Origin of the sequence: Photobacterium sagamiensis (assembly GCF_050337085.1) — a bacterium.
In the GTDB taxonomy this organism is placed as follows: domain Bacteria; phylum Pseudomonadota; class Gammaproteobacteria; order Enterobacterales; family Vibrionaceae; genus Photobacterium; species Photobacterium sagamiensis.
On record NZ_JAKJSP010000056.1, the window covers coordinates 15,002 to 35,990 of the forward strand.

The following is a 20,989-nucleotide window of genomic DNA, read 5'->3' on the forward strand; positions in this document are numbered from 1 at the left end:
AATTATGCCATTAACACTGAATTCGGTAATCATGGCCAACCTATGTATACCGATTGGTATTAGTTTTAATTTCCTACGCCTTTCTCGTGCAGTGTACTTATGGGTAGAAAATCTGCCGCATAAGCATGCTTAATAGTATCTCAATTGATCCAACCACTTGTCTTAGTTGCACTCTTACGGACTAATTATTGGTTTTGTTAATGAATTTATGAAAAAATATGCCGATAACTTATAAGGCCTCTATTCGAACACTCTGGTTGAACTCATCGTCACCCAAGATTTCCCTGATAGATTGAAAGCTTGTATCTGAGCGCATGGGCTGCTTTTTAAATTTTGGAGTAACAATGATTCGCTTTGCCGATTTGCGTATTCGCCCCAAGCTGGTGGGGTTGCTGGTTATCACGGGTGTTATCCCTATGGTGATAGCTGTTTATTTCAGCAGTCGACTTGCCACACAAGCCCTGATTGAAGAATCATTTGATGGTCTTATCACGATTCAGTCGATCCGAAAGGGGAATATTGAGGACTTTTTCAACGAGCGCTTTGCTGATATTGATGTTTTAGCTGACTCTGAACGCGTGATTGAGCTATCACAGCAGCTAAATCAGCATGAGAAAGAGATTGATACGGGAGCAACCTCCTCGATAGATGTTCAATCTAACGCATACTCTCAGTTAATCGGGCGCTTTCTTCCCCATTTCAAGAATTATGTTGAAGCGTATGGCTACAGCGATCTCTATATCCTCGATGCAGATCACGGTCATGTCATGTTCTCGCTCTCTGGTACCGATATTAAAGGAACCAACCTGACCCACGGGAGGTACCAGAATAGCGGGCTGGCCGATGCGTGGCGTAAAGTCCTCTCGACGGGCAAAGTGGTGTTGACTGACTTTGAATCCTACGAACCTTCCGCTGGCAGTGAAACGGCTTTCCTCGCACATCCAATTTCTAATCAACGCGGGCAAATAACCGGAGTATTGGTTCTGCAACTGTCTCCAGAATTCATCACCCGGATTGTGGATTCTCGTATCGGAATGGGGGAAACGGGGGAGTCCTATCTGCTAGGTGCCAATAAGCAAGATGGTACCTACGAGTTTCGTAGCAATATGCAAACGATGGGCAACGGGCGCTATGTGGTCGGGTACTCTTTGAATCCGCCCCTTGATTATTGGCTTAAGGCTGTGGAAACCGGCGTTGGCGGAGGATTTGATACGTATACTGACAGTGCTGGTGTACCGGTATTGGTGACCTACAACAAGGTCGACGCGCCGGGCGTTGATTGGTATCTGATCTCTAAAATTAATGAGAATGAAGTAACCCAACCGATATATACGATCTACCAGACACTGACTATTATTGGTGGCTTGTTGTTGGTGCTGATCGCTATTGCCGCTTTATTTCTCTCTCGGGCCACCACGCGACCTTTGATTGAGGGGATGCGCTTTGCACAAGCGATCGCCAAAGGTGAGCTGACATCAAGTCTGGATCTGGATCGTAAAGATGAGCTTGGCGATTTGGCTCTGGCATTAAACAATATGGCGAGTAATCTTCAGGAGCAGGATTGGCTTAAATCGGGTAAAGAAACATTGGACGATCAGTTACGCGGTGATTTGGAAACGGCTGATCTCGCGACTCGATTTATCACCTTTTTTAGCAAACATATGGGGGCCCAGCTGGGTGCTTTATATCTTGTTAATGAGGATATGCTTGAGCTTCAGGCAAGCTACGCGTTCACCGACCGCAGAGGGAACTACAACCGTATTAAGTTGGGTGAAGGTATGGTCGGACAGGCCGCACTTGAAAATGAAATTATCACTTTTACCGATATTATTGATAACGCACCAGTCATTAATTACGGTGCCGGAGAAGTGGTTCCGCATAACTTTATGGCGATCCCTATCACCATTGATGACAAGCTGATCGGTGCCGTACTACTCGGCACATCAGATAACTTCACCAAGCTGCACCGACGCTTTGTGGAACAAGTGATCCTCAACGCCGGAATCTTGTTTAATGCGGCCAACAATCGCCAGGTGATCCGCGAACTACTAGAACATGCTCAGAAGCAGCAGGAAGAGCTGCGGGTGGCCAATGAAGAGCTGGAAGAGCAAACTGTAGCGCTCAAGAAATCGGAAGAGGTACTTCAAACCCAGCAGGAAGAGCTTCGCGTAAGCAATGAAGAGCTTGAAGAGCAGGCGAAAGTGCTTAAGGAATCTGAAGCGGAATTGCAGGCACAACAGGAAGAGTTGCGAGTTACCAACGAAGAGCTGGAAGAGCGCACCAAGGCATTAGAAGAGCAAAAAGGGGAGATACTCTTAAATAATGAAAAGTTGGTTCAGGCACAAGAAGTGGTAAAAGAAAAGGCTCGCGAGGTTGAAGTGGCGAGTAAGTATAAGTCTGAGTTTCTTGCCAATATGTCTCATGAGTTGAGAACCCCGTTAAATAGCATTCTTATTCTTTCCCAGCTGTTTGCTAACAACAAAGGCGGTAATCTGACAGATAAACAGATTGAGTCTGCCAATGCGATCAACTCCTCCGGCTCTGATCTCTTGTCATTGATTAACGAGATCCTGGATCTGTCTAAGATTGAGGCTGGCAAGGTTGAACTCTTTATAGAAGAGGTCGGTATTGATGGCTTGATCAAAGATCTTAATCGCATCTATAAGGATATTGCTAGCGAGAAAGGGGTCGCGTTTGAGCTGAATATTTCGGATGATGCGCCGAAATCCTTGCGTTCTGACTCGCAGCGCCTGCAGCAAATCTTACGTAATCTCCTGACTAATGCCTTTAAATTTACTCATGAGGGGGCTGTGGAGTTGTCCATTTCACGTCCTGACTCTCAGATGTGTAAGCAGCTAAATGCTGAGCCTGAGTCTCTGATCGTGTTTGCGGTTAAAGATGATGGGATAGGGATTGCGAAAGAGAAACAAACCGCTATTTTCCAGGCGTTTCAGCAGGCCGATGGCAGCACCAGCCGCAATTACGGCGGTACTGGGCTTGGGCTTTCAATCACTAAAGAGTTGACTCACCTTTTGGGCGGCGCGATTTATCTGGAAAGTGAAGAGGGGCAGGGAAGTACCTTTACCATTGTGCTGCCTCTTGCACATGAAGGCAAAGCAGCCCATACCGACGAAATGTTAGACAACACGGGAATTGTCGTTGACTCCGTACTTGAAACTAAGCCGGCAAGCTCACCTAAAGCTTCAGAACCAGAAGTAAAAACGAAAGCCAGTGTTCCGATGTCGTCGATACCTGCACCGGCGGTGCAACCATTGCAGATACCGCCCACAGAGAGTGAGTACATTGATGATGATCGCAAGGCGGTAACGGCTGAAAACAAGAGCCTGCTAATCATTGAAGATGATCGTGCCTTTGCCAAGATTATGCGTGACTTTGGCAGGGAGCGAGGCTTTAAGTGTATCGTCGCGGAAGATGGTGAAACGGGTCTGCACTTTGCCGATTACTATAAGCCCAGTGCCATTATTCTTGATATTGGTTTGCCAGGCATCGATGGCTGGACGGTGATGGAACGCCTTAAGGACAACTCTGAACTGAGGCACATTCCGGTGCATTTCATGTCGGCCAATGACAGTACGCTAGATGCCATGCGAATGGGAGCGATCGGTTATCTGACCAAACCTGTCGACGTAAATAAGATGGAAAAGGCATTCGGTAAAATCGAAGATATTATCTCTAAGCCTGTGGGTCGATTACTGGTGGTAGAGGATGATGATGTACAGCGAGAAAGTATCAAGGAGCTGATCGGCGACGGCGATGTCAGCATTACCGCGGTAGGCACAGGTAAAGAAGCATTACAAGAGCTGGAAGACAGCAGTTATGACTGCATGGTCCTGGATCTGGGGCTTGGTGACATGTCCGGGTTTGAACTTCTGGAGTGTATTCGCAAAAGCGAAACCGCAGCCCGGGTGCCGATTATCATCTATACCGGCCGTGATTTGACGCGAGATGAGGAGAAAGAGCTCAATCGCTATGCTGAGAGTATCATCATCAAAGGGGTGAAATCGCCGGAGCGCCTGCTCGATGAGTCAGCTCTGTTCCTGCATCGGGTAGAAGCTAACCTGCCGGCTGAGCAGCGCGGTATGCTCAAGATGATCCATGATAAGGAAGCCGTGTTGAGTGGTAAAACAATGTTGCTGGTGGATGACGATATGCGCAATGTGTTTGCGCTATCCAGTGTGCTGGAAGAGAAAGGCATGGAAGTCGTCATTGCCAGAAATGGACTTGAGTGTCTCGATAAGCTTAAAGAGGAAACCAATATTGATGGCGTACTGATGGACATAATGATGCCCAAGATGGATGGTTATGAAGCGATGCGCGAGATCCGCAAACAGAGGGAGTTTGCGAAGTTGCCCATTATTGCGTTAACGGCCAAGGCAATGAAAGGTGATCGCAGTAAATGCATCGAGGCCGGTGCCAGCGACTATTTAGCTAAACCAGTGAATACCGACAAACTTCTATCCATGTTGAGGGTGTGGTTGTACTAATGTCTAATACAGTAACTATTTCAGATGAGCAGCTGGAGATCCAGCTGCTGTTAGAAGCCATATTTCGTAAATATGGCTATGATTTCAGGAATTATGCGTTCGCACATACCAAGCGCAGACTTGAACACCGGCGAGCGCATGAGGGGTTGAGAAGCTTCTCGGAGATGCAGCACCGGGTGATCCGTGATGAGCCGTTTTTTAATAAGGTGCTGCTTGATCTTTCCATCAATGTCACTGAGATGTTTAGAGATCCCTGGTTTTACCAGCGGGTTCGCGACACCGTAGTGCCTCATCTTAAAACTTATCCTTTTATCAAAGTGTGGCACGCAGGCTGTTCATCCGGCCAGGAAGTCTACTCGATGGGGATCCTGCTGGAAGAAGAGGGTGTAAAAGATAGAGTTCAGATCTATGCCACGGATTTTAATGAGCGGATCCTTGAAAAGGCAAAGCTAGGCATCTACCCGATGGATCTCGTGCGAGAGTACACAGCTAACTATCAGCAATCAGGTGGTACCCGCTCTTTTTCAGACTACTATGCTGCCGATTACGACAACGTGGTAATGAAGAGTTTTCTTAAAGATAAGATGTTGTTTTCACCTCATAACCTGGTAACTGATGGTGTGTTCGGAGAGATGAACATCATTTTCTGTAGAAACGTATTGATTTATTTCAACCGGGAGCTGCAGAACCGGGTGCTACAGTTGTTTTGTGATAGCTTGTGCCCTGGCGGCTTTCTCTGCCTGGGTTCAAAGGAGAGCCTCAGGTTCTCTGATGTTGCCGATCAGTTTGAAGTGGTATCTGAGCGAGAAAAAATTTACCGCAAAAAACGCATATTTTAGGGAATAGGTGGGATGAGCAAGAGCAGACAATACCGGGCGGTAGTTATTGGTGTCTCAGCGGGTGGATTGGCCGCACTGGAAAAAATATTGCCAGTTCTTAAGGGCACATTTTCACTTCCTGTACTGGTTGTTCAGCATATCAGCCCCACCTCTGAAAATTACCTTCCTATCCATTTCAGCAATCATTGCATGTTGGAAGTGAAAGAGGCTGAGGATAAAGAGCGTATAGAAGGCAGCGTCGTCTATTTCGCCCCGCCAAATTATCACTTGATGGTTGAGTGCGACAGGGCTATCGCGTTATCAACAGACGAGCGGGTGAATTTTTCTCGTCCATCCATCGATGTGCTGTTTGAAACTGCCGCAGAAGCTTACCAGGATGCGCTGATCGGGATCGTTCTGACCGGTGCCAACTCTGATGGTGCTGCTGGGCTGATCAAAATTAAGCAGCTTGGAGGACTGGCAGTGGTGCAGTCTCCTGAGACAGCCGAGGCGGAAGCCATGCCCAAAGCGGCCATTGAAGCAGTAGAGGTTGACCATATTTTGCCTTTGAATGAAATAGGTCATTTTTTAAATATACTTTRCGAATCTGAATAATTATGGGTATTCCCAAGATATTGATTGTTGATGACAGACCAGAAAATCTGTTAGCGCTTGAAGGATTGCTTGAGCAGTTCAATATTGATCTCATCAAAGCCAACTCGGGCGAGGAGGCGTTGGCACATACTCTGGATCATGAATTTGCGTTGATCCTTCTCGATGTCCAGATGCCGGGAATGGATGGCTATGAAGTTGCAGAATTGATGCGGGGAAACAAAAAAAACAAACATATCCCGATTATTTTTGTAACTGCTGCCTCTAAAGCGTCCGAACACATCTTCAAAGGTTATGAATCGGGTGCTGTCGATTATCTGTTGAAACCACTGGTTCCCATGGTGTTTCAAAGTAAAGTCGGTGTATTTATCGAATTATTTCAGCAAAAAGAAGCCTTGCGAGAAAAAACGCAGGAATTTAACCGCAAACTTGTTGAGCTCGAAGAACTGCAACAGCAGCTGGAGGAAACGAATGAACAGCTACTGATGTTGTCTACCACCGATGGTCTGACTGGCCTGTTGAATCGACGGCGTTTTGATGAAGTGTTTAATGCGGAGTGGAAGCGGGGAATAAGGGCCCAAAGACCTCTTTCTTTGATCATGTTAGATATTGATCATTTTAAAGCATACAACGATACCTATGGGCACCAGGTTGGTGATGACTGCCTCAGGGAAGTTGCACGAACGCTTTCGAGCATTCCGCTACGCGAATTGGATAAGTTTGCTCGTATTGGTGGTGAAGAGTTTGCCATTATCCTCCCAGAAACCGACACTGAAGGGGCGATGCAGGTGGCAAAACGTATCAGAGAGAGCATTGAGATACTGAGTAAACCTCATAGCTCTTCACCTTCGAGTAATCATCTTACTGTCAGTGTTGGCGCCTCGACCGTTATTCCTAATTCGGAGATTTCTTCTCGCAAACTGATGGAGGTTGCGGATGAAGCCTTATATGAAGCGAAACATAGCGGCCGAAACTGCTGTTCCAGTTTGGCGGTAAATGAAAATGTAAGCGCTTTAACCCCAGCCCTTGCTCTCTCATAACCCCAGCCCTTGCTCTCTCATAACCGCAGCCGGAGAGGGAGGAGCATTTGGGTCTTCCACCCTTTCCAACATTCAGGTGGTGTTAGGCACAGGGCTGTGCAGTAATGTATTGCTAGCCAGGCTCGTTACTGCTGTCAATTTCTTATTCTCGTAGCGGCTTAAAATTATTTTGAGTCAAATTCCTAAGAGCCATTAATAGCAGGATAATTCTTACTATTGTATATTGTGCGTCTATTGTCCCTGTCCCAGTCCTGTCGTGCTTAATTGTATGCGCGAGTTGAATTCTCGGTTTATCCAATGCCGAATACCGACTTCAAAATTCGTTAGAAATATAGCCACGTGTTCTTATAAAAGGATCAGATTGTTCGCGTGTGTAAACAGTTATATTACGCGCTATGTATATATCAAAAATTTATATTTGGCTAATATGTTACAGACCTCTTTTTTAAAAGCTCTTAATACTCAATTGAGGTTAATAGAATATTTTTAGCGATACAGCTGCGTAACAGGATTACAGGGATAGGAAATGTCCGATATAAAAACACTTGGCGAGTTCATTATTGAGAAGCAGAGTGACTTTCCCCACGCAAGTGGTGAGCTTTCGTCGCTACTTGGTTCGATCAAACTCGCCGCCCAGATTGTAAACCGTGAACTAAATAAAGCAGGATTGGTTGATATCACAGGCGCATCCGGCGAAGAGAATGTTCAGGGAGAAGAGCAGCAAAAACTCGATCTTTATGCCAACGAAAAATTCAAGACAGCCCTAGAGGCCCGCGATCAAGTGTGTGGTGTAGCCAGTGAAGAAGATGACGAAGCCGTCGTCTTTAGTAAAGAGCTGAACCGTAACGCTAAATACGTCGTATTAATCGATCCATTGGATGGTTCTTCGAATATCGACGTAAACGTTTCCGTCGGCACCATCTTTTCCATTTATCGCCGTGTAACACCGGTCGGTACGCCAGCAACAGAAAAAGATTTCCTTCAGGCTGGCAAACATCAGGTTGCTGCGGGATATGTCATTTATGGTTCCTCGACCATGCTGGTTTACACGACAGGAAATGGTGTTCATAGCTTCACTTACGATCCATCGCTGGGGGTATTCTGCCTTTCACACGAAGATATGCGGATCCCTGAAGACGGCAAGATCTACTCGATTAACGAAGGCAATTATATTCGTTTCCCACTGGGGGTGAAAAAGTACATTAAATACTGCCAGGAATATGTGCCGGAAGAAAACCGCCCTTATGCCTCTCGTTATATTGGTTCACTGGTGTCCGATTTTCACCGCAACCTGCTTAAAGGTGGTATTTATCTCTATCCAGCCACCGCGACTCATCCGAACGGTAAGCTGCGCTTGCTCTATGAGTGCAACCCTATGGCCTTCATTATGGAGCAAGCGGGAGGCGTGGCGTCCGATGGAATAAACAGGATTCTGGATATGGAGCCGACAGAACTTCATCAGCGGGTCCCTTTCTTTGCTGGATCACCCGTGATGGTAAATAAAGTTGAGAAATTCATCGCAGATTTTTCTGATGAAGCACAGATAGAGGCATATCAAGGTTAACCACTACGATCACGTCTAATCCATTGAAGATGGGGATTCTCGTGTGCCGTTCTAAATAAATAAGCCCTGGCAGAAATGCCGGGGTTTTTTATTGTTCTGCTTTTATGGTGAAAACACAAAAGAGCATGAGTACAGCGGCGTAACTCGCCATGGGCGAAGGCGAGCCGGGGATGCAAGCTCAAATTATTAGCCGCCGATGATAATTCATACCGTTCAGAAGCTTAGACTTGGATTCGCGAGTAACCCATTTGCTTACGATAATTGAGATATTGGTCACTAAATATTTACTTAGCGTGCTAACTAAGTTATATTGCTTAGCACGCTAAGTAATTAAGGGGTAGGCAGATGGTTGATGATATGAAGATGTTGAGGACGTTGTCACTTGCCGAGCAACTGGGACGCGTTGCCCGTTTATGGCGCACGGTGGCCGATCGGGAGCTGTTTCCGCTTGAATTAACCAACTCGCGTTGGACCGCGTTATGGAAATTGCAGCGCCTGAACGACAATGTCAGCCAGAAAGCGCTCGCCAATGCACTTGAAATCGAATTAGCGTCACTTATGCGAACCCTTAATCAGTTAGAAGAACAAGGCCTGATTGTTCGCCGTTGCTGCGAGAAAGATAAACGGGTGCGCATAGTTAGCCTTACCGATAAGGGCAGGTCAGTCATAACACAAATTGAAGACCATATTCTGCATATCCGTCAGGACTTATTAGCCGATATCGATGATGAAGAACTCATTGTGGTTAAAAGTGTTCTCGAGCGAATAGCTCACAATGCATTCAGCAAATTAAATGAAACAGAAGCAGAAAAAAAAGAGGATTAGATGACAGCAGAGAAAAAGTTTAATCGCTGGATCAAGCTTTCTATGATGGCTTTTCTGATGATTTTTGCATATTTCCTCCTTGCCGACCTGGAAATGCCGCTCACGCCGCAAGCGATGGCGGCCAGAGGTGTAACTAAGGTTGCCCCCAGGGTTAATGGCCATATCGTTGCGCTCAATGTTGAGAACAACCAGGCGGTTCGTAAAGGCGATGTGCTGTTTTATATCGATCCTGTCCCATATCAGCTTGCTGTGGAAAAAGCGAAGCTGAGCCTGGAGCAGACCAATAAAGCTAACGAGCAGCTGGATGCCTCATTAACTGCCGTCGAAGCTGATGTAAAAGCAAACAGTATTATTGCGCAGCAAAAGCAACGTAATGCCCTGCGTATCGAGGCCTTGTTTAACCGCAAAGGGGTATCGCAACAACAAAAAGATGATACCCAAAGCTCCGCAACCGCAGCACAAGCTAAATTGCTGGCCGCTAAAGCACGATTGAAAGAGCTGCAAGTAAGCCGAGGTGATCTCAATGAGCATAACTTGAATCTTAGAGTTGCCAGAAACCAGCTTAAACAAGCGGAATTAAACTTATCTTATACCCAGGTTAAGGCGGAGCAAGATGGTATCGTCACCAACCTCCAGCTTGAAGTCGGCGCCTATGCTACTTCGGGAAAGCCTTTGCTTGCTTTGGTTTCCACTAAGATCGATATCATTGCTGATTTTCGCGAAAAAAGCTCACGTTCGGCTTCAGCCGGTAGTCGCGCCTTGGTGGCATTTGACGGTGAGCCCGGTCAATTATATCCGGCTTATGTTACTAGCATAGATGCAGGGGTCAGTGCCGGTCAGTTTGATGCAAACGGCAGTCTTGCAACGCCGACGGAATCGAATCGATGGGTACGGGATGCACAACGTATGCGTATGCATTTGGCATTAGATGCAGCCTATCCGAATACTTTACCTTCAKGTGCGCGAGCAACCGTTCAGGTGCTGCCAGAGAACCGGATTTTTGCATGGCTTGCCACAGTGCAAATCCGTTTTCTGAGTCTTTTGCATTACATTTATTAAGGTGAAGCGATATGAATTTGTGGCATCACCCTTTAACTGAAAATGACCTGCGGCAATGCCTGAGGATCGCAACGGGCACAGCTTTGAGCTTTACGATATGTAAGTTTTTTAACCTCAATTATGGTGTTTTCTTTACCGTTACTCCCATATTGCTATTGGGAATGGTGCCGGTAATGAATGCCCATGTTGCCCGGCAGTGTCTGGCTTCATCCGTTTTGTGCGGTGTGGAAGTTGGTATTTTGGGTGGTTTTTTTGCCAGTCATCCAGCCTTGATGACCATCATTGCCTTTTTCTTGTTTGTTTATAAGTTTGCCTGCATGTCGAAAGGCAGCCTGTTCTTATTTGGTGCAAATAGCGCAGTGAACCTGAGTATCATGCTGCATTTTGCGAGCTATCCAACAACCGACCTCAATGAACTTATTTGCAGCAATATCGGGGGGAGTGTATTGTCCGTGGCCATTGCGTTTTTAATGACAGCACTGATCCCTGATGCCGAGAAAAGGGCTGGTCATTCTGCGCAGCCTAAGCAGTCACACCGAATGCGTCATGAAGCACTAATGGGGGCATCCATTGCAACCTTATCGTTTCTTGTGTTCCAGGTTTTTGATCTCAGTGATTCCCTGTCAGCTCAGGCAACAACCGTTTTGCTCTTATTTCCTATGCATTGGAACGGTGTTCTGTCTTATGCAAGAAAACGTGCCATGGGCACAGTACTGGGGGTAACCCTTGGTTTGGCCGGCCAGTTGTTTTTATACAATTGGTCAGGGCAACTGTTATTAGTCATCCCCTTATTTTGGATATGCTTGATGCTGTTTAGCTATGCCCATGCCAAAGAAGGCGGCGGCTCGGGCGTGGCGTTTGGTGCACTGACCACTCTTGGAGTTCTCTTCGGACAGAACCTTGCACCGGGAAATGATTTGATCTTCAGTGCGCTTTACCGCGTTAGCAGTGTTCTGCTTGCCGTCACTGCAACATTACTTATTTGTTACCTGGTTCACCGTCTGCTCAATAGTTTTGAAGTTACGCGCTTTGGTCATTAATTTGAACGGTAACTGGCGATGCGAATTTTGAATATATTTGATGGTTACTGAAAGATTCTCTATGGATAACTATACTTTGGCACTCAACCACTGTCAGATTTTGCAAGATACTTTCGAGATGGCCGGGGTTTTAATGGGGGAAATGTTGGTTATGTTCCTGCTAATTAGCTGGATTTGTGATAAGTAAAAAACTAAACCAGCCATGTTCAGGAATGATTCTGCAGTATATCCATGATAACCAACTGCTGGAAAGTTAGCCTGGCTGGTTAAACGAACAATTGTTAACCGAAATCTCATTTTGTCAGTCGTATAATGTTTGTTTAGGTTAATTGTCTATTATTTTTATATGGCACCCATATGAAACAGTGGTTATATTCTGATGCTTGATATATGACGGTCATCAGCCCGGTAGATCAGCCCGGTAGATCAGCTCAGGGAGGGAACATGAGCAATCAAGGTGAAATTTACACGCTAATCCATAACTCTTCTTCAAGTAAGAGCCTTGAGCCTGAGTTGCTCGTTGAAACCAAGGCGCGGTTGGAATTTGTTCTGAAAATGACACCTGCGGTGCTGTATTCCTGCCAATTCCGATTTGTTAACCGGTTTGCCGAATCGTCATTTGTTTAAAGACCGCTTGCATTGTGCTTTTACCCAGGCGGCACGTCAGAACAAAAAGGTGGGTCTGCTATTTATCGATCTGGATCGCTTTAAATGGATCAATGATTCCCTTGGCCATCAAACAGGTGACAGATTGTTGCAGTGTGTCGCCAGACGACTGACATCTTGTGTTCGAAATGAAGATACTGTTGCTCGGTTTGGTTGTGATGAGTTTACCGTAATCTTGCTGGATCTAAAGACAGCCAAGGAGGCGGAAATTATCGCGCAAAAATGCCTTGATGTGCTGGTTCGTCCTTTTTTGATCGATAAACAGGAGGTCTATATATCGGCCAGTATAGGGCTTAATAATTATCCTGATGACACTATTTGATAGTGAGGACATCACATTACTTATTACACTTCATACCTTGATGGTATACAGAGAGATGGCACCATTAGTTTGTTGAGCTATCTATTTCACTCAAACGTTTAAGGGCCTGTTTGTAGTAGGTACCCTTGCGACCATGCTCATTCAAATATTGACTGTATACCTGCTTGGCAAGTTGTTTGTCATCGGTATTTACTATCAGTGCAGTCACTGAAGTGCGGATCAAAGAAGGGAGGCCAGAGCCCCCGGAGATACTTAAAGATCAGAGTCTGAATTTAGATATTGATATTTGAATACTGAGATATTAATTCAGATCTATCAGAGCTAAAGCATAAATGTATTGGTTAGAACCTTATACAACTCTGTTCCTTGCTGCACGCTTGCTGAGGCAAAGTGCAAGACAGGGATGCTGTCACAGGGCAGGGTAAGTTCACGGCTCAGGCAAGACTCGCTGCCGAGGGTATTAAAATGCCAAAGTGTTGCCAGTGGCTCGCCGGCTGAAAGTGGTTGATTAAGCTGAGCCAGATATTCGACTTGGCCGCCGGCCGGGCTGTGATAGGCTTTATAGTCACTGAGATCGCAGGCGTAAAGCGAGACAGGATCACAATTAAATGGCTTGTCTGGCCACATGCCCTGATGCTGCAGGTAATTGCAAATCCCCAGCGCATCACGTTCGGCTGCGTTTACATCCAGCAGCTCTTGCGAACCCAATTCCAGGGTAAAGGCATCCACCATTACCGGTAGTTTGCGGCCATGTTTGGCAAACTGCTGGCTTAACTGCCACCAGGGGCTAAAGCTGGCTTCATCCAATGCGCCGTCAAAGTCGCTTGGGATAAGAATATTTAGCGAAATATTAAAGTGGCGGGCTCGCTCGCGCGCATATTCTGGCACATAAAGGTGACGGGCTGAGATAGGTCCGGTATGCAGATCAAGAACAATATCTGCTTCCATGGCCATTTCTTGTAAGTTCATGGCTAAATGTTGACCACAGGTCAGGCCCCAGGGTGAGCTCTGGCGCTCATTGATTTGTTCCCTCAGCTTTTGGCGAAACGCATCACGGATCACGGCTTCATCGGCATCAAGATATTGCTGGGTGAACGGCTCAAGCAGGCTGCTGTCAAAATGATACTGGCGATTCCAGTTGGTGCCTGTAACCGGGTCGAAACGACCAAGGGTAAATTCGCCACTTTTTTGATTAATACCCAGAGGGTTAGCCTGGGGCACCATAACCACATCCCCTTGTGGCGGATGCTGGCGGAAAAATTCCAACAGCTGGTAAATGACGGCATTGCCCTGCACCTCAGCGCCATGGATATTGGCCTGGATATAAACACGAGGGCCATTGCCCTGACCTTGAATTTTGATCACCGGCACTTCCATCGGATCGCCGGTCGGCTGCTCGCCGACTTTGACTGTGGTTGTTTTAATCATCAGCACTGCCGGATATGCTTGATCCGGCTCCTTTCCATGTTTTGGCAACAGCATAACACCTGGTGGTTAGCTGTGTATGTGGTTACAGGTGACATCTCTATTTAAGCCAAATAATGACTGGCTGGAAGACTTGGTCGCAAAACGTCAATGCTTGATTGCGAGAAGGTTAGCTCCGCAGGGAGGGCGTGGCAGAGGAAGTAGGGCATACTTTCGGTAAAACCATAGGCGCCCGCCTGAGAGAAGATCAGCCACTCGCCCCGCTGCAGGCTGTCTGGTAATTGTAAACAGCCAAGGCAGTCCAGCCCGGTGCAGAGGGCACCATGGATCTGGTAAGAGGTTAGCGGCGAGTCACTAGGTTGCAGAGATTCAACCGGGAAAGCTTGCTCTGTAAGCGCCGGACGTAGCAGGTGCTGGCTTCCGCCTTCAATCACGGCAAAATGGACACCCTGATTATCTTTGATATCGGCAACCTTACTTGCGTAATAACCATAGGGGCCAACCGCATAACGGCCTAATTCCATCCAGCATTCGCCAAGCTGGAATTTGCATTTTAACTGTTCCAGCCCCTGGCAAACCCGCTGCCAGTCTAGCTCTTGCTGTTGTCCGGCATAAGGGATACCAAGCCCGCCGCCTAAGTCGACGACAGGTTCTTGTATTTGCCAGGCATCAAGCAGGGCGTTAAGTTTAGGCATAGCTGCCTGCCAGGTTTGCACCAGAGTATCGGCACAAAGGATATTGCCCCATTGGAAGCAATGCACACCCAACAGCTCAAATTCATCAGGCAAAGTGAAAGTATCAGGCATCCACTGTTCAGGCGTCAGCCCGAACGGGGTAGGGTTACTTCCCCCTAATACATTCATCTTTTCTTCCGGATCTTTCGCCCACGGAAGCTGTACCCGTAGCAGCACCTGAATACGGATTTGTTTTTCGCGGGCGATCTTGGCCAGATCATCTGCCTGCTGGTGGCTTTCAAGTACAAATATACGCACGCCGCGCTCAACAAACTCGGCAAGGTGCTCCGGTGTTTTTACCGGGCCGGTATTTAAAATACGTGATGGATCGACGCCTTGTGCCAATACCTGTTTTAACTCGCCTAGGCTTGCGACATCAAAGCCAAAGCCTCTGGCATCAAGAGCCTGGATGATGGCCGATAACGGATTAGCTTTAACGGCATACCATAACTTGGCCGGCGCACTTTCAAGGCCTGCCAAGTGCTGATCCAGACCGTCAAGATCATAGGCATAAAATGAATGAGGTTGTTGCTTGCTGGCGAGTTGTAGTACCTTGCGAACTTGCTCAGTCAGTGCCATTAACGAAGCGCCTCTTCCAGAACCAGTGAAGCATCGCTACTGTCATCGCGGTATTTGATGATCACCGGACACTGTACGCTCAGGCCCATCTTTTTGCCCCACTCACTGCTGGCCGGGCGGCTGCCTGGAACAACAACCGCGCCTTCAGGGATCGGTGCGCCTTTTGGCAACTGGCATTCATTAATCAGATCATAAACAGCTACTGCAGCTGACAGCGTTACACCCGGTGCCAGTACCGCCCCTTTTTTTACAACAATCCCTTCAACGATCACACAACCGGCACCGATAAAGGCGTCATCTTCGATGATCACGGGTGTTTGACCTACAGGCTCAAGCACACCGCCAATCTGCACACCTGCAGAGAGGTGGACATTCTTGCCAATCTGGGCACAAGAGCCGACCAGAGCATGGCTGTCTACCATCGTACCGCTGTCGACATAAGCGCCGATATTAATGTAGGCCGGCGGCATGATCACAACACCCGGTGCGACATAAGCACCGCGACGAACTGCTGAGCCCCCCGGTACCAGACGAACCTGTTCTTCCGGCGTAAACTGACGTGGATACAGGTTATGTTTGTCAACTGCGCCAGGGTATTCAGGTCCGAAGCTGATCAGTTCTCCGGCTGGAAAAGCGGCTAAGATCCCCTGTTTCACAGCGGCATCGGCGTGCCAGTTACCTTTTGGGTCTTGGTTTGCAGTGCGTATTTCGCCGCGCTCAAGTTGATCAAGTAAAAGCTTCCAGCCCGGGGTTACTACTGATTCAGACATGTTTTCATCCATTGGTATATTGCCGCATCGGCATTTAAAACAGGGGTTAACTCTTGCATCTCTTCCATGTATAGGGGGGGACGCAGTCCAGCGTTATTGAGGCGACCTTGATGTTGCATCAGGGCTTTCACCGGGATCGGGCTGGCGGCACAGAATAAGCTGTTGCTGGCTTGTTGCCATAAGGTCTTGAAGCTTGGAACTGTTTGGCTAAGGCTCTGGCGAACATAGTGTGCAGTGGCTTCAGGCCAGGCGTTGGCGGCCACAGAGACCAGACCGCAGGCACCGGCAGCAACAAAATCGACCAGCAGGCCATCATCACCACAGTAAAACTGTAGCGATGGAGCCGCGTTGCGGTAACGGGTGAAAGCTTCGATGCTTCCGCTGGCTTCTTTCACTGCCCATGTATTGGGATGACTTTCGAGTGAACCCAAGGTTTGCTCATTAAGGGCGACACCGGTGCGTGAAGGTACGTTATAGATCATGCATGGCCAATTGCTGGCATCAAGCAGACTGTTAAACCACTTCAACTGGCTAGCGGCACCAGGCTTGGCGTAAAGCGGAACCGGTATCAGCAGGGCATCGACAGGAAAATCCTGTAAAAAATCCAGCCACTGCATTTGTTGCTGCAGCTGGAAGCCGCCGACACCCACCATGAGCGGTACAGAAAGATCCAGCGCACAGATATGGCGGATCACATCCTGTTGTTCCGTCGGTGTCATTGCTAATGCTTCGCCGGTACTGCCGAGGATCAGGATCCCATTCCCGGCCGCATCTTGCTCTTTGGCTAGTTGGATCAGGGTCGCAAAGTCAATAGACTCATCGGAGTGGAACGGGGTGATGAGCGCCGTCCATAATGTGGTTTGTTGTAAGCGTTCATTCCCGACAGCGGGAATAGAATTTTGATTAGGCATCTCTCATCCGAACTTTTTGATATCAGTTCAGAGAGCTTGGTTTTGCGAAGGCGCCAGTGACAATTAGCCACGTGGGGCGATAAAACACAAACACCAGAAGCTCTCCACCATAGGTGACAGTCCTGAGGATTCAGCCCCAGAAACCGATAAGCCTTGCTTCCAAACGCAAACTTACCTCGGCGTTAATCCCCCTTATCTGCCGTCGAGGGTATTTGGATACCTCGAACAGATCACCTGGTTAACGCACCTCTTCTGATCCCATAAAATATGGGATGGCTTGATTCAAACATCAAACGTGGATAAGTGTCAATAATATTGTGAATATTTATGCAAAGCAACTTTCATCGCCTGTCATGGATAATGAGGACCGTTCCCAATTATCAAATGGCTTTTGGCTCTTGGTGGTAATCAAAATACGCTATCAAGCTCTATATCAGAAGAAGAATGATAACGATAGAAAAGCTATCTGATGTAATTATTGATTGCATGAATCCTTAACCGCCATCAAATTATATACTTCGCTAGTATTTTTAATGTTAGCTTCACATTATTTGTGGCTAGTTAACGATATGCTTATAAATAATCTTATTAAAAATAAGAGTTAGACTATTTATGAAATATTACTCAAGAATAATTTTAGCTCAACAACGATTCGGGTTTGGTGCGGCCTTAGCTAATTCACTACAATCTTATACATTGTCTGCACAAGTTGAAACGGTTCCGTATAAACATGATGCTCTTGCAGGCTTGACTCCGACCAATGATATTATTATTGAAATGGGACATTTTCAGCAGAAAAGGCGAAAATCAAAAAAAAAGCAGGCTGAAAAACAAAAGATACAACAGCAGGAAAATACGTTTTCCAAGCAGCAATATAATGAACAAATCCATGCTCGTAATCTACAAACACTTCACTCACCATTAGACTTCCAAGAGCGTTTAATCCAATTTTGGAGTAATCACTTTGCGATCTCGGTAGATAAGCGAAAGATTAGACCGCTCGCGGCAACCATTGAAAATGATATTGTTCGGAAATATTGGAATGGGAACTTTAAAGATATGCTGATGGGGTCTATCAAGCATCCTGCGATGTTAATATTTCTCGACAATAACTTATCTATCGGCCCGCATTCTAAAGTCGGGAAAAAACGTAACAAAGGATTAAACGAAAATTTAGCCAGAGAGATAATGGAGTTACATACACTGGGTGTGAATGGTGGGTATTCGCAAACAGATGTCACGAGTTTAGCAAAAGCGATTACAGGCTGGACCGTCAGTTTCAATGAAAATCAACCAGGTTTTGCATTCAACTTTTCTATGCATGAGCCGGGAAGTATCTCGTTACTTAATAAGTCATATCCACAAGCTGGAATTAAACAAGGTGAAGCTTGCCTTAATGATTTGGCTTTGCATTTGAGTACAGCCAACTATATTGCGGCAAAATTAGCGCTACATTTTGCGGGGGATGGTCAACAAGATCTCGTTGAGAAACTATCTTCGGCTTTTCTAAAGCATAAAGGTGAGTTAAAGCCTCTTTATCACATTCTCATCAATCACCCTGCTTGTTTGGTTGAAACGCCAGTGCGCTTCAGAACGCCACAAGAGTGGTTTTTTGCCGTATTACGAAGTGTGGGAATGGAGCCAACAGGTAAGCAGATGAGAAATATGTTAGATCGGCTTGGGCAAACGCCTTTCATGGCGGGATCACCTGCAGGGTGGTCTGATTATGATCGTGATTACAACAGTCCATCCGCGTTAGTCCAACGATGGCAAATTGCAAATGTAATTGCTGCTATGGCTGTAAAACATGCAAAATCGGAAGGTAAAAAACCATTGTCATTATTTAGTGACGTACGAACAACCCTCTATGGTGACTATTTAGATCAACATACAGAGGTTGCAACCAATAAAGCTGAGAGTGTGGCGTCTAAGCTTTCATTATTGTGGCTAAGCCCTCAATTTCAATATCGTTAAGGGGATCAATGATGACGATTGATAGGCGTGATTTTCTAAAATATTTGTCTGCTCTTGGACTCTGTTCAGCCATGCCTCAAGCGGTATTCGCTAAAACATCTTCGCCGAATATTATTATATGGATAACGCTCAGAGGTGCGATGGATGGTTTGAATGTCGTGGTTCCATATGGTGATAAAAATTATTTGCCGATTCGAAAAAACATTGGAATTAAAGAAGATGAAATCAACAAATTGGATGATTTCTTTGGTTTACATCCAGCATTAAAAAATGGATATGCTTGGTACATGCAGGGTGAGATGGCTTTTATTCATGCTTGTGCGACTCCTTATCGTCAGCGTTCTCATTTTGATGGCCAGAAAGTATTAGAAAATGGCACTGTTGATCCACTGAATAAAGATGGCTGGCTAAATCGGGTGTTAAAAATTGACAAACAGGCAAGTAGTATTGCTATTGATTCAGGACTGCCATTGATTTTACAAGGGGAGGTTCCTTCGAGTAGCTGGTACCCTCACAAGCTTAAAATTAAAGAGCAGCAAGCTACATTGCTTGAGGAAATGTACCAGGCAGATAGTGCCTTGGCTATGAACTTTGAAGAGGCGATGAGAATTGAAAAAATCGCTGATCAAAAATCGCCAAGTAAACAATTTAAGGCATTGGCAAAACAAGCGGGGAGCTTTTGTACTTCTCCCAATGGGCCCAATATAGCTGTACTTGAACTTGGAGGATGGGATACTCATGCTGGTCAAGGGGGGATTTCCGGACGGTTAGCTAACCAACTTAAGACGTTGGATACTGGCTTAGCGACTCTAAAAACGGAATTAGGTGATGCATGGTCACGTACCGTGATTGTGGCGGCGAGTGAGTTTGGTCGAACGGCTGCTGAAAATGGAACTAAGGGTACCGATCATGGTACGGCTAATGCGCTTATGCTGGCAGGAGGAGCCGTAAAAGGTAGACGTGTTATTAGTCAGTGGCCGGGTTTGGCTCCTGAAAATTTATTCCAGGGTCGCGATTTATTGCCAACAATTGATATGCGTTCGGTTATCAAAGGTGTACTCAATCAGCATATTGGAATTAGCCAAAATAATCTTGCTATGGTGTTTCCTGACAGCGAATCAGTCCCGATGACAGCTGATTTAATAAAAACCTAATTAGGAATTTCATTAAGGGAATGTGTCCGCCCCATCGCATGATATCAACCCAGCCTAATGCTGATTTTTTTGTGTGTAATAACGATTACGGTCTCGCCCTGATATCAGGCGTATAATCGATATCGCCCAGGCCTTGGGTTTGAAAGGCCTTCACTTTCGAATTTTTTTCTTCAACCAGTTTTTTTAGCTGATTGGTTAAATGACTAATTTGAAGGCTAAAATCTATATCTTCCATCAATTTTGTCGCTTTTTCGAAATCTTCCAGCTCTCTGGCGATTTCAATTTTCATAATGATCTCATTTTCCCATTCATCGCCAAGCAAGGCATCCAATTCACGCATATTCTTCTGTTCGGCTTCAGAATAAGCTTTGGGCATTTCTTTACCACGGCGGGAATGGTTGGTTTTTTGCCAGGCCAGAGTTCTTAATATAACGGTGCGTTCTGTATCCAGAGATAAGGGGGTCTCTAATAACGCCAGATAGTCTGCCGCTGTTAGATCTTTGTAACCGGTGATCTGCTCCGGTTCGGGATTGTTAACCGACTCCAAATCGGTGAACCAAACCACCTCTGCACAATTGCCGCATTTCGCCAGTATTGCCTGCTCTGGCATCATAAGAGACTCAACGTAGCCATCGCTCCATAACACGCTACCGCTATGGCTACCATCAACTAAAGGATGAATTTCGATAGCGTGCTGACAGTGAGCGCATTGGCGATAAATTGGAGCACCATATTTCATACTATTCACCTGTTAGATCCTTCAGTTAGTTTCATTCTTGCTCTTTTTTGGCGTCAACTTTTGATTCTATTCGCTCAATGGCGATGACAATAATTTCTTGTTGCTGAATGTGCGTAAATGACTGCCAGAAGTAACCAAATATAAGAAAAAGGGTAATTAGCGCTAAAGCAAAGCTAGCTTTGGTCTCGAATTTACTGTTTTTTAGTTTACTTGCTTTATCAGCGGTATTGTTTGATTGATTCAAAGTCAGTA

19 protein-coding genes and 1 riboswitch are annotated in these 20,989 nt (G+C 46.2%); of the genes, 13 read left to right on the plus strand and 6 right to left on the minus strand.

The annotated features are described in order from the left end of the window. Window positions 1–344 precede the first annotated feature (344 nt). The 11 genes from L4D76_RS22945 to L4D76_RS22995 all read left to right on the plus strand — a co-directional run bounded on the left by L4D76_RS22945 (window position 345) and on the right by L4D76_RS22995 (window position 12,451). Entirely contained in the window at window positions 345–4,505 is a 4,161-nt protein-coding gene (locus tag L4D76_RS22945) for a response regulator (protein WP_428443190.1), read from the plus strand. Next, a complete protein-coding gene (locus tag L4D76_RS22950) occupies window positions 4,505–5,344 on the plus strand; it encodes a CheR family methyltransferase (RefSeq protein WP_428443191.1) in 840 nt (279 codons plus the stop codon). The genes L4D76_RS22945 and L4D76_RS22950 overlap by 1 nt, the downstream gene beginning before the upstream one ends. A gap of 12 nt (window positions 5,345–5,356) precedes the next feature. Further along, window positions 5,357–5,938: a chemotaxis protein CheB gene (locus tag L4D76_RS22955; RefSeq protein WP_428443192.1), complete on the plus strand. Its 582-nt coding sequence runs from the start codon at window positions 5,357–5,359 to the stop codon at window positions 5,936–5,938. A 2-nt stretch (window positions 5,939–5,940) separates the two neighbouring features. After that, the gene (locus L4D76_RS22960; RefSeq protein WP_428443193.1) at window positions 5,941–6,975 is read left to right on the plus strand and encodes a GGDEF domain-containing response regulator; all 1,035 of its coding nucleotides are present in this window, start codon (window positions 5,941–5,943) and stop codon (window positions 6,973–6,975) included. Window positions 6,976–7,501: 526 nt separating this feature from the next. Next, a complete protein-coding gene (gene fbp, locus L4D76_RS22965) occupies window positions 7,502–8,539 on the plus strand; it encodes a class 1 fructose-bisphosphatase (protein ID WP_428443194.1) in 1,038 nt (345 codons plus the stop codon). Between the two features lie 345 nt (window positions 8,540–8,884). Then, window positions 8,885–9,364 (plus strand): transcriptional regulator SlyA, encoded by a 480-nt coding sequence (slyA, locus tag L4D76_RS22970; protein WP_428443195.1) that lies wholly within the window; start codon window positions 8,885–8,887, stop codon window positions 9,362–9,364. Beyond that, window positions 9,365–10,423: an HlyD family secretion protein gene (locus L4D76_RS22975; RefSeq protein ID WP_428443196.1), complete on the plus strand. Its 1,059-nt coding sequence runs from the start codon at window positions 9,365–9,367 to the stop codon at window positions 10,421–10,423. A gap of 11 nt (window positions 10,424–10,434) precedes the next feature. After that, entirely contained in the window at window positions 10,435–11,463 is a 1,029-nt protein-coding gene (locus L4D76_RS22980; RefSeq protein WP_428443197.1) for a DUF2955 domain-containing protein, read from the plus strand. 61 nt (window positions 11,464–11,524) lie between these two features. Further along, window positions 11,525–11,650 carry a hypothetical protein gene (locus L4D76_RS22985; protein ID WP_428443198.1) on the plus strand — a complete coding sequence of 42 codons (126 nt, stop codon included), beginning with the start codon at window positions 11,525–11,527 and terminating at the stop codon, window positions 11,648–11,650. A 257-nt stretch (window positions 11,651–11,907) separates the two neighbouring features. Then, on the plus strand, window positions 11,908–12,090 hold the full coding sequence (locus L4D76_RS22990) for a hypothetical protein (protein ID WP_428443199.1): 183 nt from the start codon (window positions 11,908–11,910) through the stop codon (window positions 12,088–12,090). Continuing rightward, window positions 12,083–12,451: a diguanylate cyclase domain-containing protein gene (locus tag L4D76_RS22995; protein WP_428443200.1), complete on the plus strand. Its 369-nt coding sequence runs from the start codon at window positions 12,083–12,085 to the stop codon at window positions 12,449–12,451. Before L4D76_RS22990 ends, L4D76_RS22995 begins: the two co-directional genes overlap by 8 nt. 321 nt (window positions 12,452–12,772) lie before the next feature. Here L4D76_RS22995 and L4D76_RS23000 read toward each other — a convergent pair whose 3' ends face one another. The 4 genes from L4D76_RS23000 to dapA are packed head-to-tail and all read right to left on the minus strand — an operon-like array spanning window position 12,773 to window position 16,870. Then, window positions 12,773–13,927, minus strand: coding sequence for a succinylglutamate desuccinylase/aspartoacylase family protein (locus L4D76_RS23000; RefSeq protein WP_428443201.1), 1,155 nt, complete (start codon window positions 13,925–13,927; stop codon window positions 12,773–12,775). A 53-nt stretch (window positions 13,928–13,980) separates the two neighbouring features. Further along, complete coding sequence (locus L4D76_RS23005; protein ID WP_428443202.1) at window positions 13,981–15,189, minus strand: PLP-dependent decarboxylase; 1,209 nt, start codon at window positions 15,187–15,189, stop codon at window positions 13,981–13,983. Then, window positions 15,189–15,959: a 2,3,4,5-tetrahydropyridine-2,6-dicarboxylate N-succinyltransferase gene (locus tag L4D76_RS23010; RefSeq protein WP_428443203.1), complete on the minus strand. Its 771-nt coding sequence runs from the start codon at window positions 15,957–15,959 to the stop codon at window positions 15,189–15,191. Before L4D76_RS23010 ends, L4D76_RS23005 begins: the two co-directional genes overlap by 1 nt. After that, a complete protein-coding gene (gene dapA / locus L4D76_RS23015) occupies window positions 15,944–16,870 on the minus strand; it encodes a 4-hydroxy-tetrahydrodipicolinate synthase (RefSeq protein WP_428443204.1) in 927 nt (308 codons plus the stop codon). Before dapA ends, L4D76_RS23010 begins: the two co-directional genes overlap by 16 nt. Window positions 16,871–16,959: 89 nt before the next feature. Further along, window positions 16,960–17,130, minus strand: a riboswitch (Lysine riboswitch). Between the two features lie 352 nt (window positions 17,131–17,482). Here dapA and L4D76_RS23020 point away from each other — a divergent pair. Then, complete coding sequence (locus tag L4D76_RS23020) at window positions 17,483–18,844, plus strand: DUF1800 domain-containing protein (RefSeq protein ID WP_428443205.1); 1,362 nt, start codon at window positions 17,483–17,485, stop codon at window positions 18,842–18,844. An 8-nt stretch (window positions 18,845–18,852) separates the two neighbouring features. Beyond that, on the plus strand, window positions 18,853–19,998 hold the full coding sequence (locus tag L4D76_RS23025; protein WP_428443206.1) for a DUF1501 domain-containing protein: 1,146 nt from the start codon (window positions 18,853–18,855) through the stop codon (window positions 19,996–19,998). 85 nt (window positions 19,999–20,083) lie between these two features. Here L4D76_RS23025 and L4D76_RS23030 read toward each other — a convergent pair whose 3' ends face one another. Both L4D76_RS23030 and L4D76_RS23035 read right to left on the minus strand, forming a co-directional pair. Next, entirely contained in the window at window positions 20,084–20,737 is a 654-nt protein-coding gene (locus L4D76_RS23030; RefSeq protein WP_428443207.1) for a hypothetical protein, read from the minus strand. Between the two features lie 31 nt (window positions 20,738–20,768). Next, entirely contained in the window at window positions 20,769–20,981 is a 213-nt protein-coding gene (locus L4D76_RS23035) for a hypothetical protein (protein ID WP_428443208.1), read from the minus strand. Window positions 20,982–20,989 lie beyond the last annotated feature (8 nt).

Bases quoted from the DNA above. Each gene is read 5' to 3' on its own strand.
- L4D76_RS22945 (WP_428443190.1), top strand. From the start codon at position 345: ATGATTCGCTTTGCCGATTTGCGTATTCGCCCCAAGCTGGTGGGGTTG.
- L4D76_RS22950 (WP_428443191.1), top strand. From the start codon at position 4,505: ATGTCTAATACAGTAACTATTTCAGATGAGCAGCTGGAGATCCAGCTG.
- L4D76_RS22960 (WP_428443193.1), top strand. From the start codon at position 5,941: ATGGGTATTCCCAAGATATTGATTGTTGATGACAGACCAGAAAATCTG.
- fbp (WP_428443194.1), top strand. From the start codon at position 7,502: ATGTCCGATATAAAAACACTTGGCGAGTTCATTATTGAGAAGCAGAGT.
- slyA (WP_428443195.1), top strand. From the start codon at position 8,885: ATGGTTGATGATATGAAGATGTTGAGGACGTTGTCACTTGCCGAGCAA.
- L4D76_RS22980 (WP_428443197.1), top strand. From the start codon at position 10,435: ATGAATTTGTGGCATCACCCTTTAACTGAAAATGACCTGCGGCAATGC.
- L4D76_RS22985 (WP_428443198.1), top strand. From the start codon at position 11,525: ATGGATAACTATACTTTGGCACTCAACCACTGTCAGATTTTGCAAGAT.
- L4D76_RS22990 (WP_428443199.1), top strand. From the start codon at position 11,908: ATGAGCAATCAAGGTGAAATTTACACGCTAATCCATAACTCTTCTTCA.
- L4D76_RS23005 (WP_428443202.1), bottom strand. From the start codon at position 15,189: ATGGCACTGACTGAGCAAGTTCGCAAGGTACTACAACTCGCCAGCAAG.
- L4D76_RS23010 (WP_428443203.1), bottom strand. From the start codon at position 15,959: ATGTCTGAATCAGTAGTAACCCCGGGCTGGAAGCTTTTACTTGATCAA.
- dapA (WP_428443204.1), bottom strand. From the start codon at position 16,870: ATGCCTAATCAAAATTCTATTCCCGCTGTCGGGAATGAACGCTTACAA.
- L4D76_RS23020 (WP_428443205.1), top strand. From the start codon at position 17,483: ATGAAATATTACTCAAGAATAATTTTAGCTCAACAACGATTCGGGTTT.
- L4D76_RS23025 (WP_428443206.1), top strand. From the start codon at position 18,853: ATGATGACGATTGATAGGCGTGATTTTCTAAAATATTTGTCTGCTCTT.
- L4D76_RS23030 (WP_428443207.1), bottom strand. From the start codon at position 20,737: ATGAAATATGGTGCTCCAATTTATCGCCAATGCGCTCACTGTCAGCAC.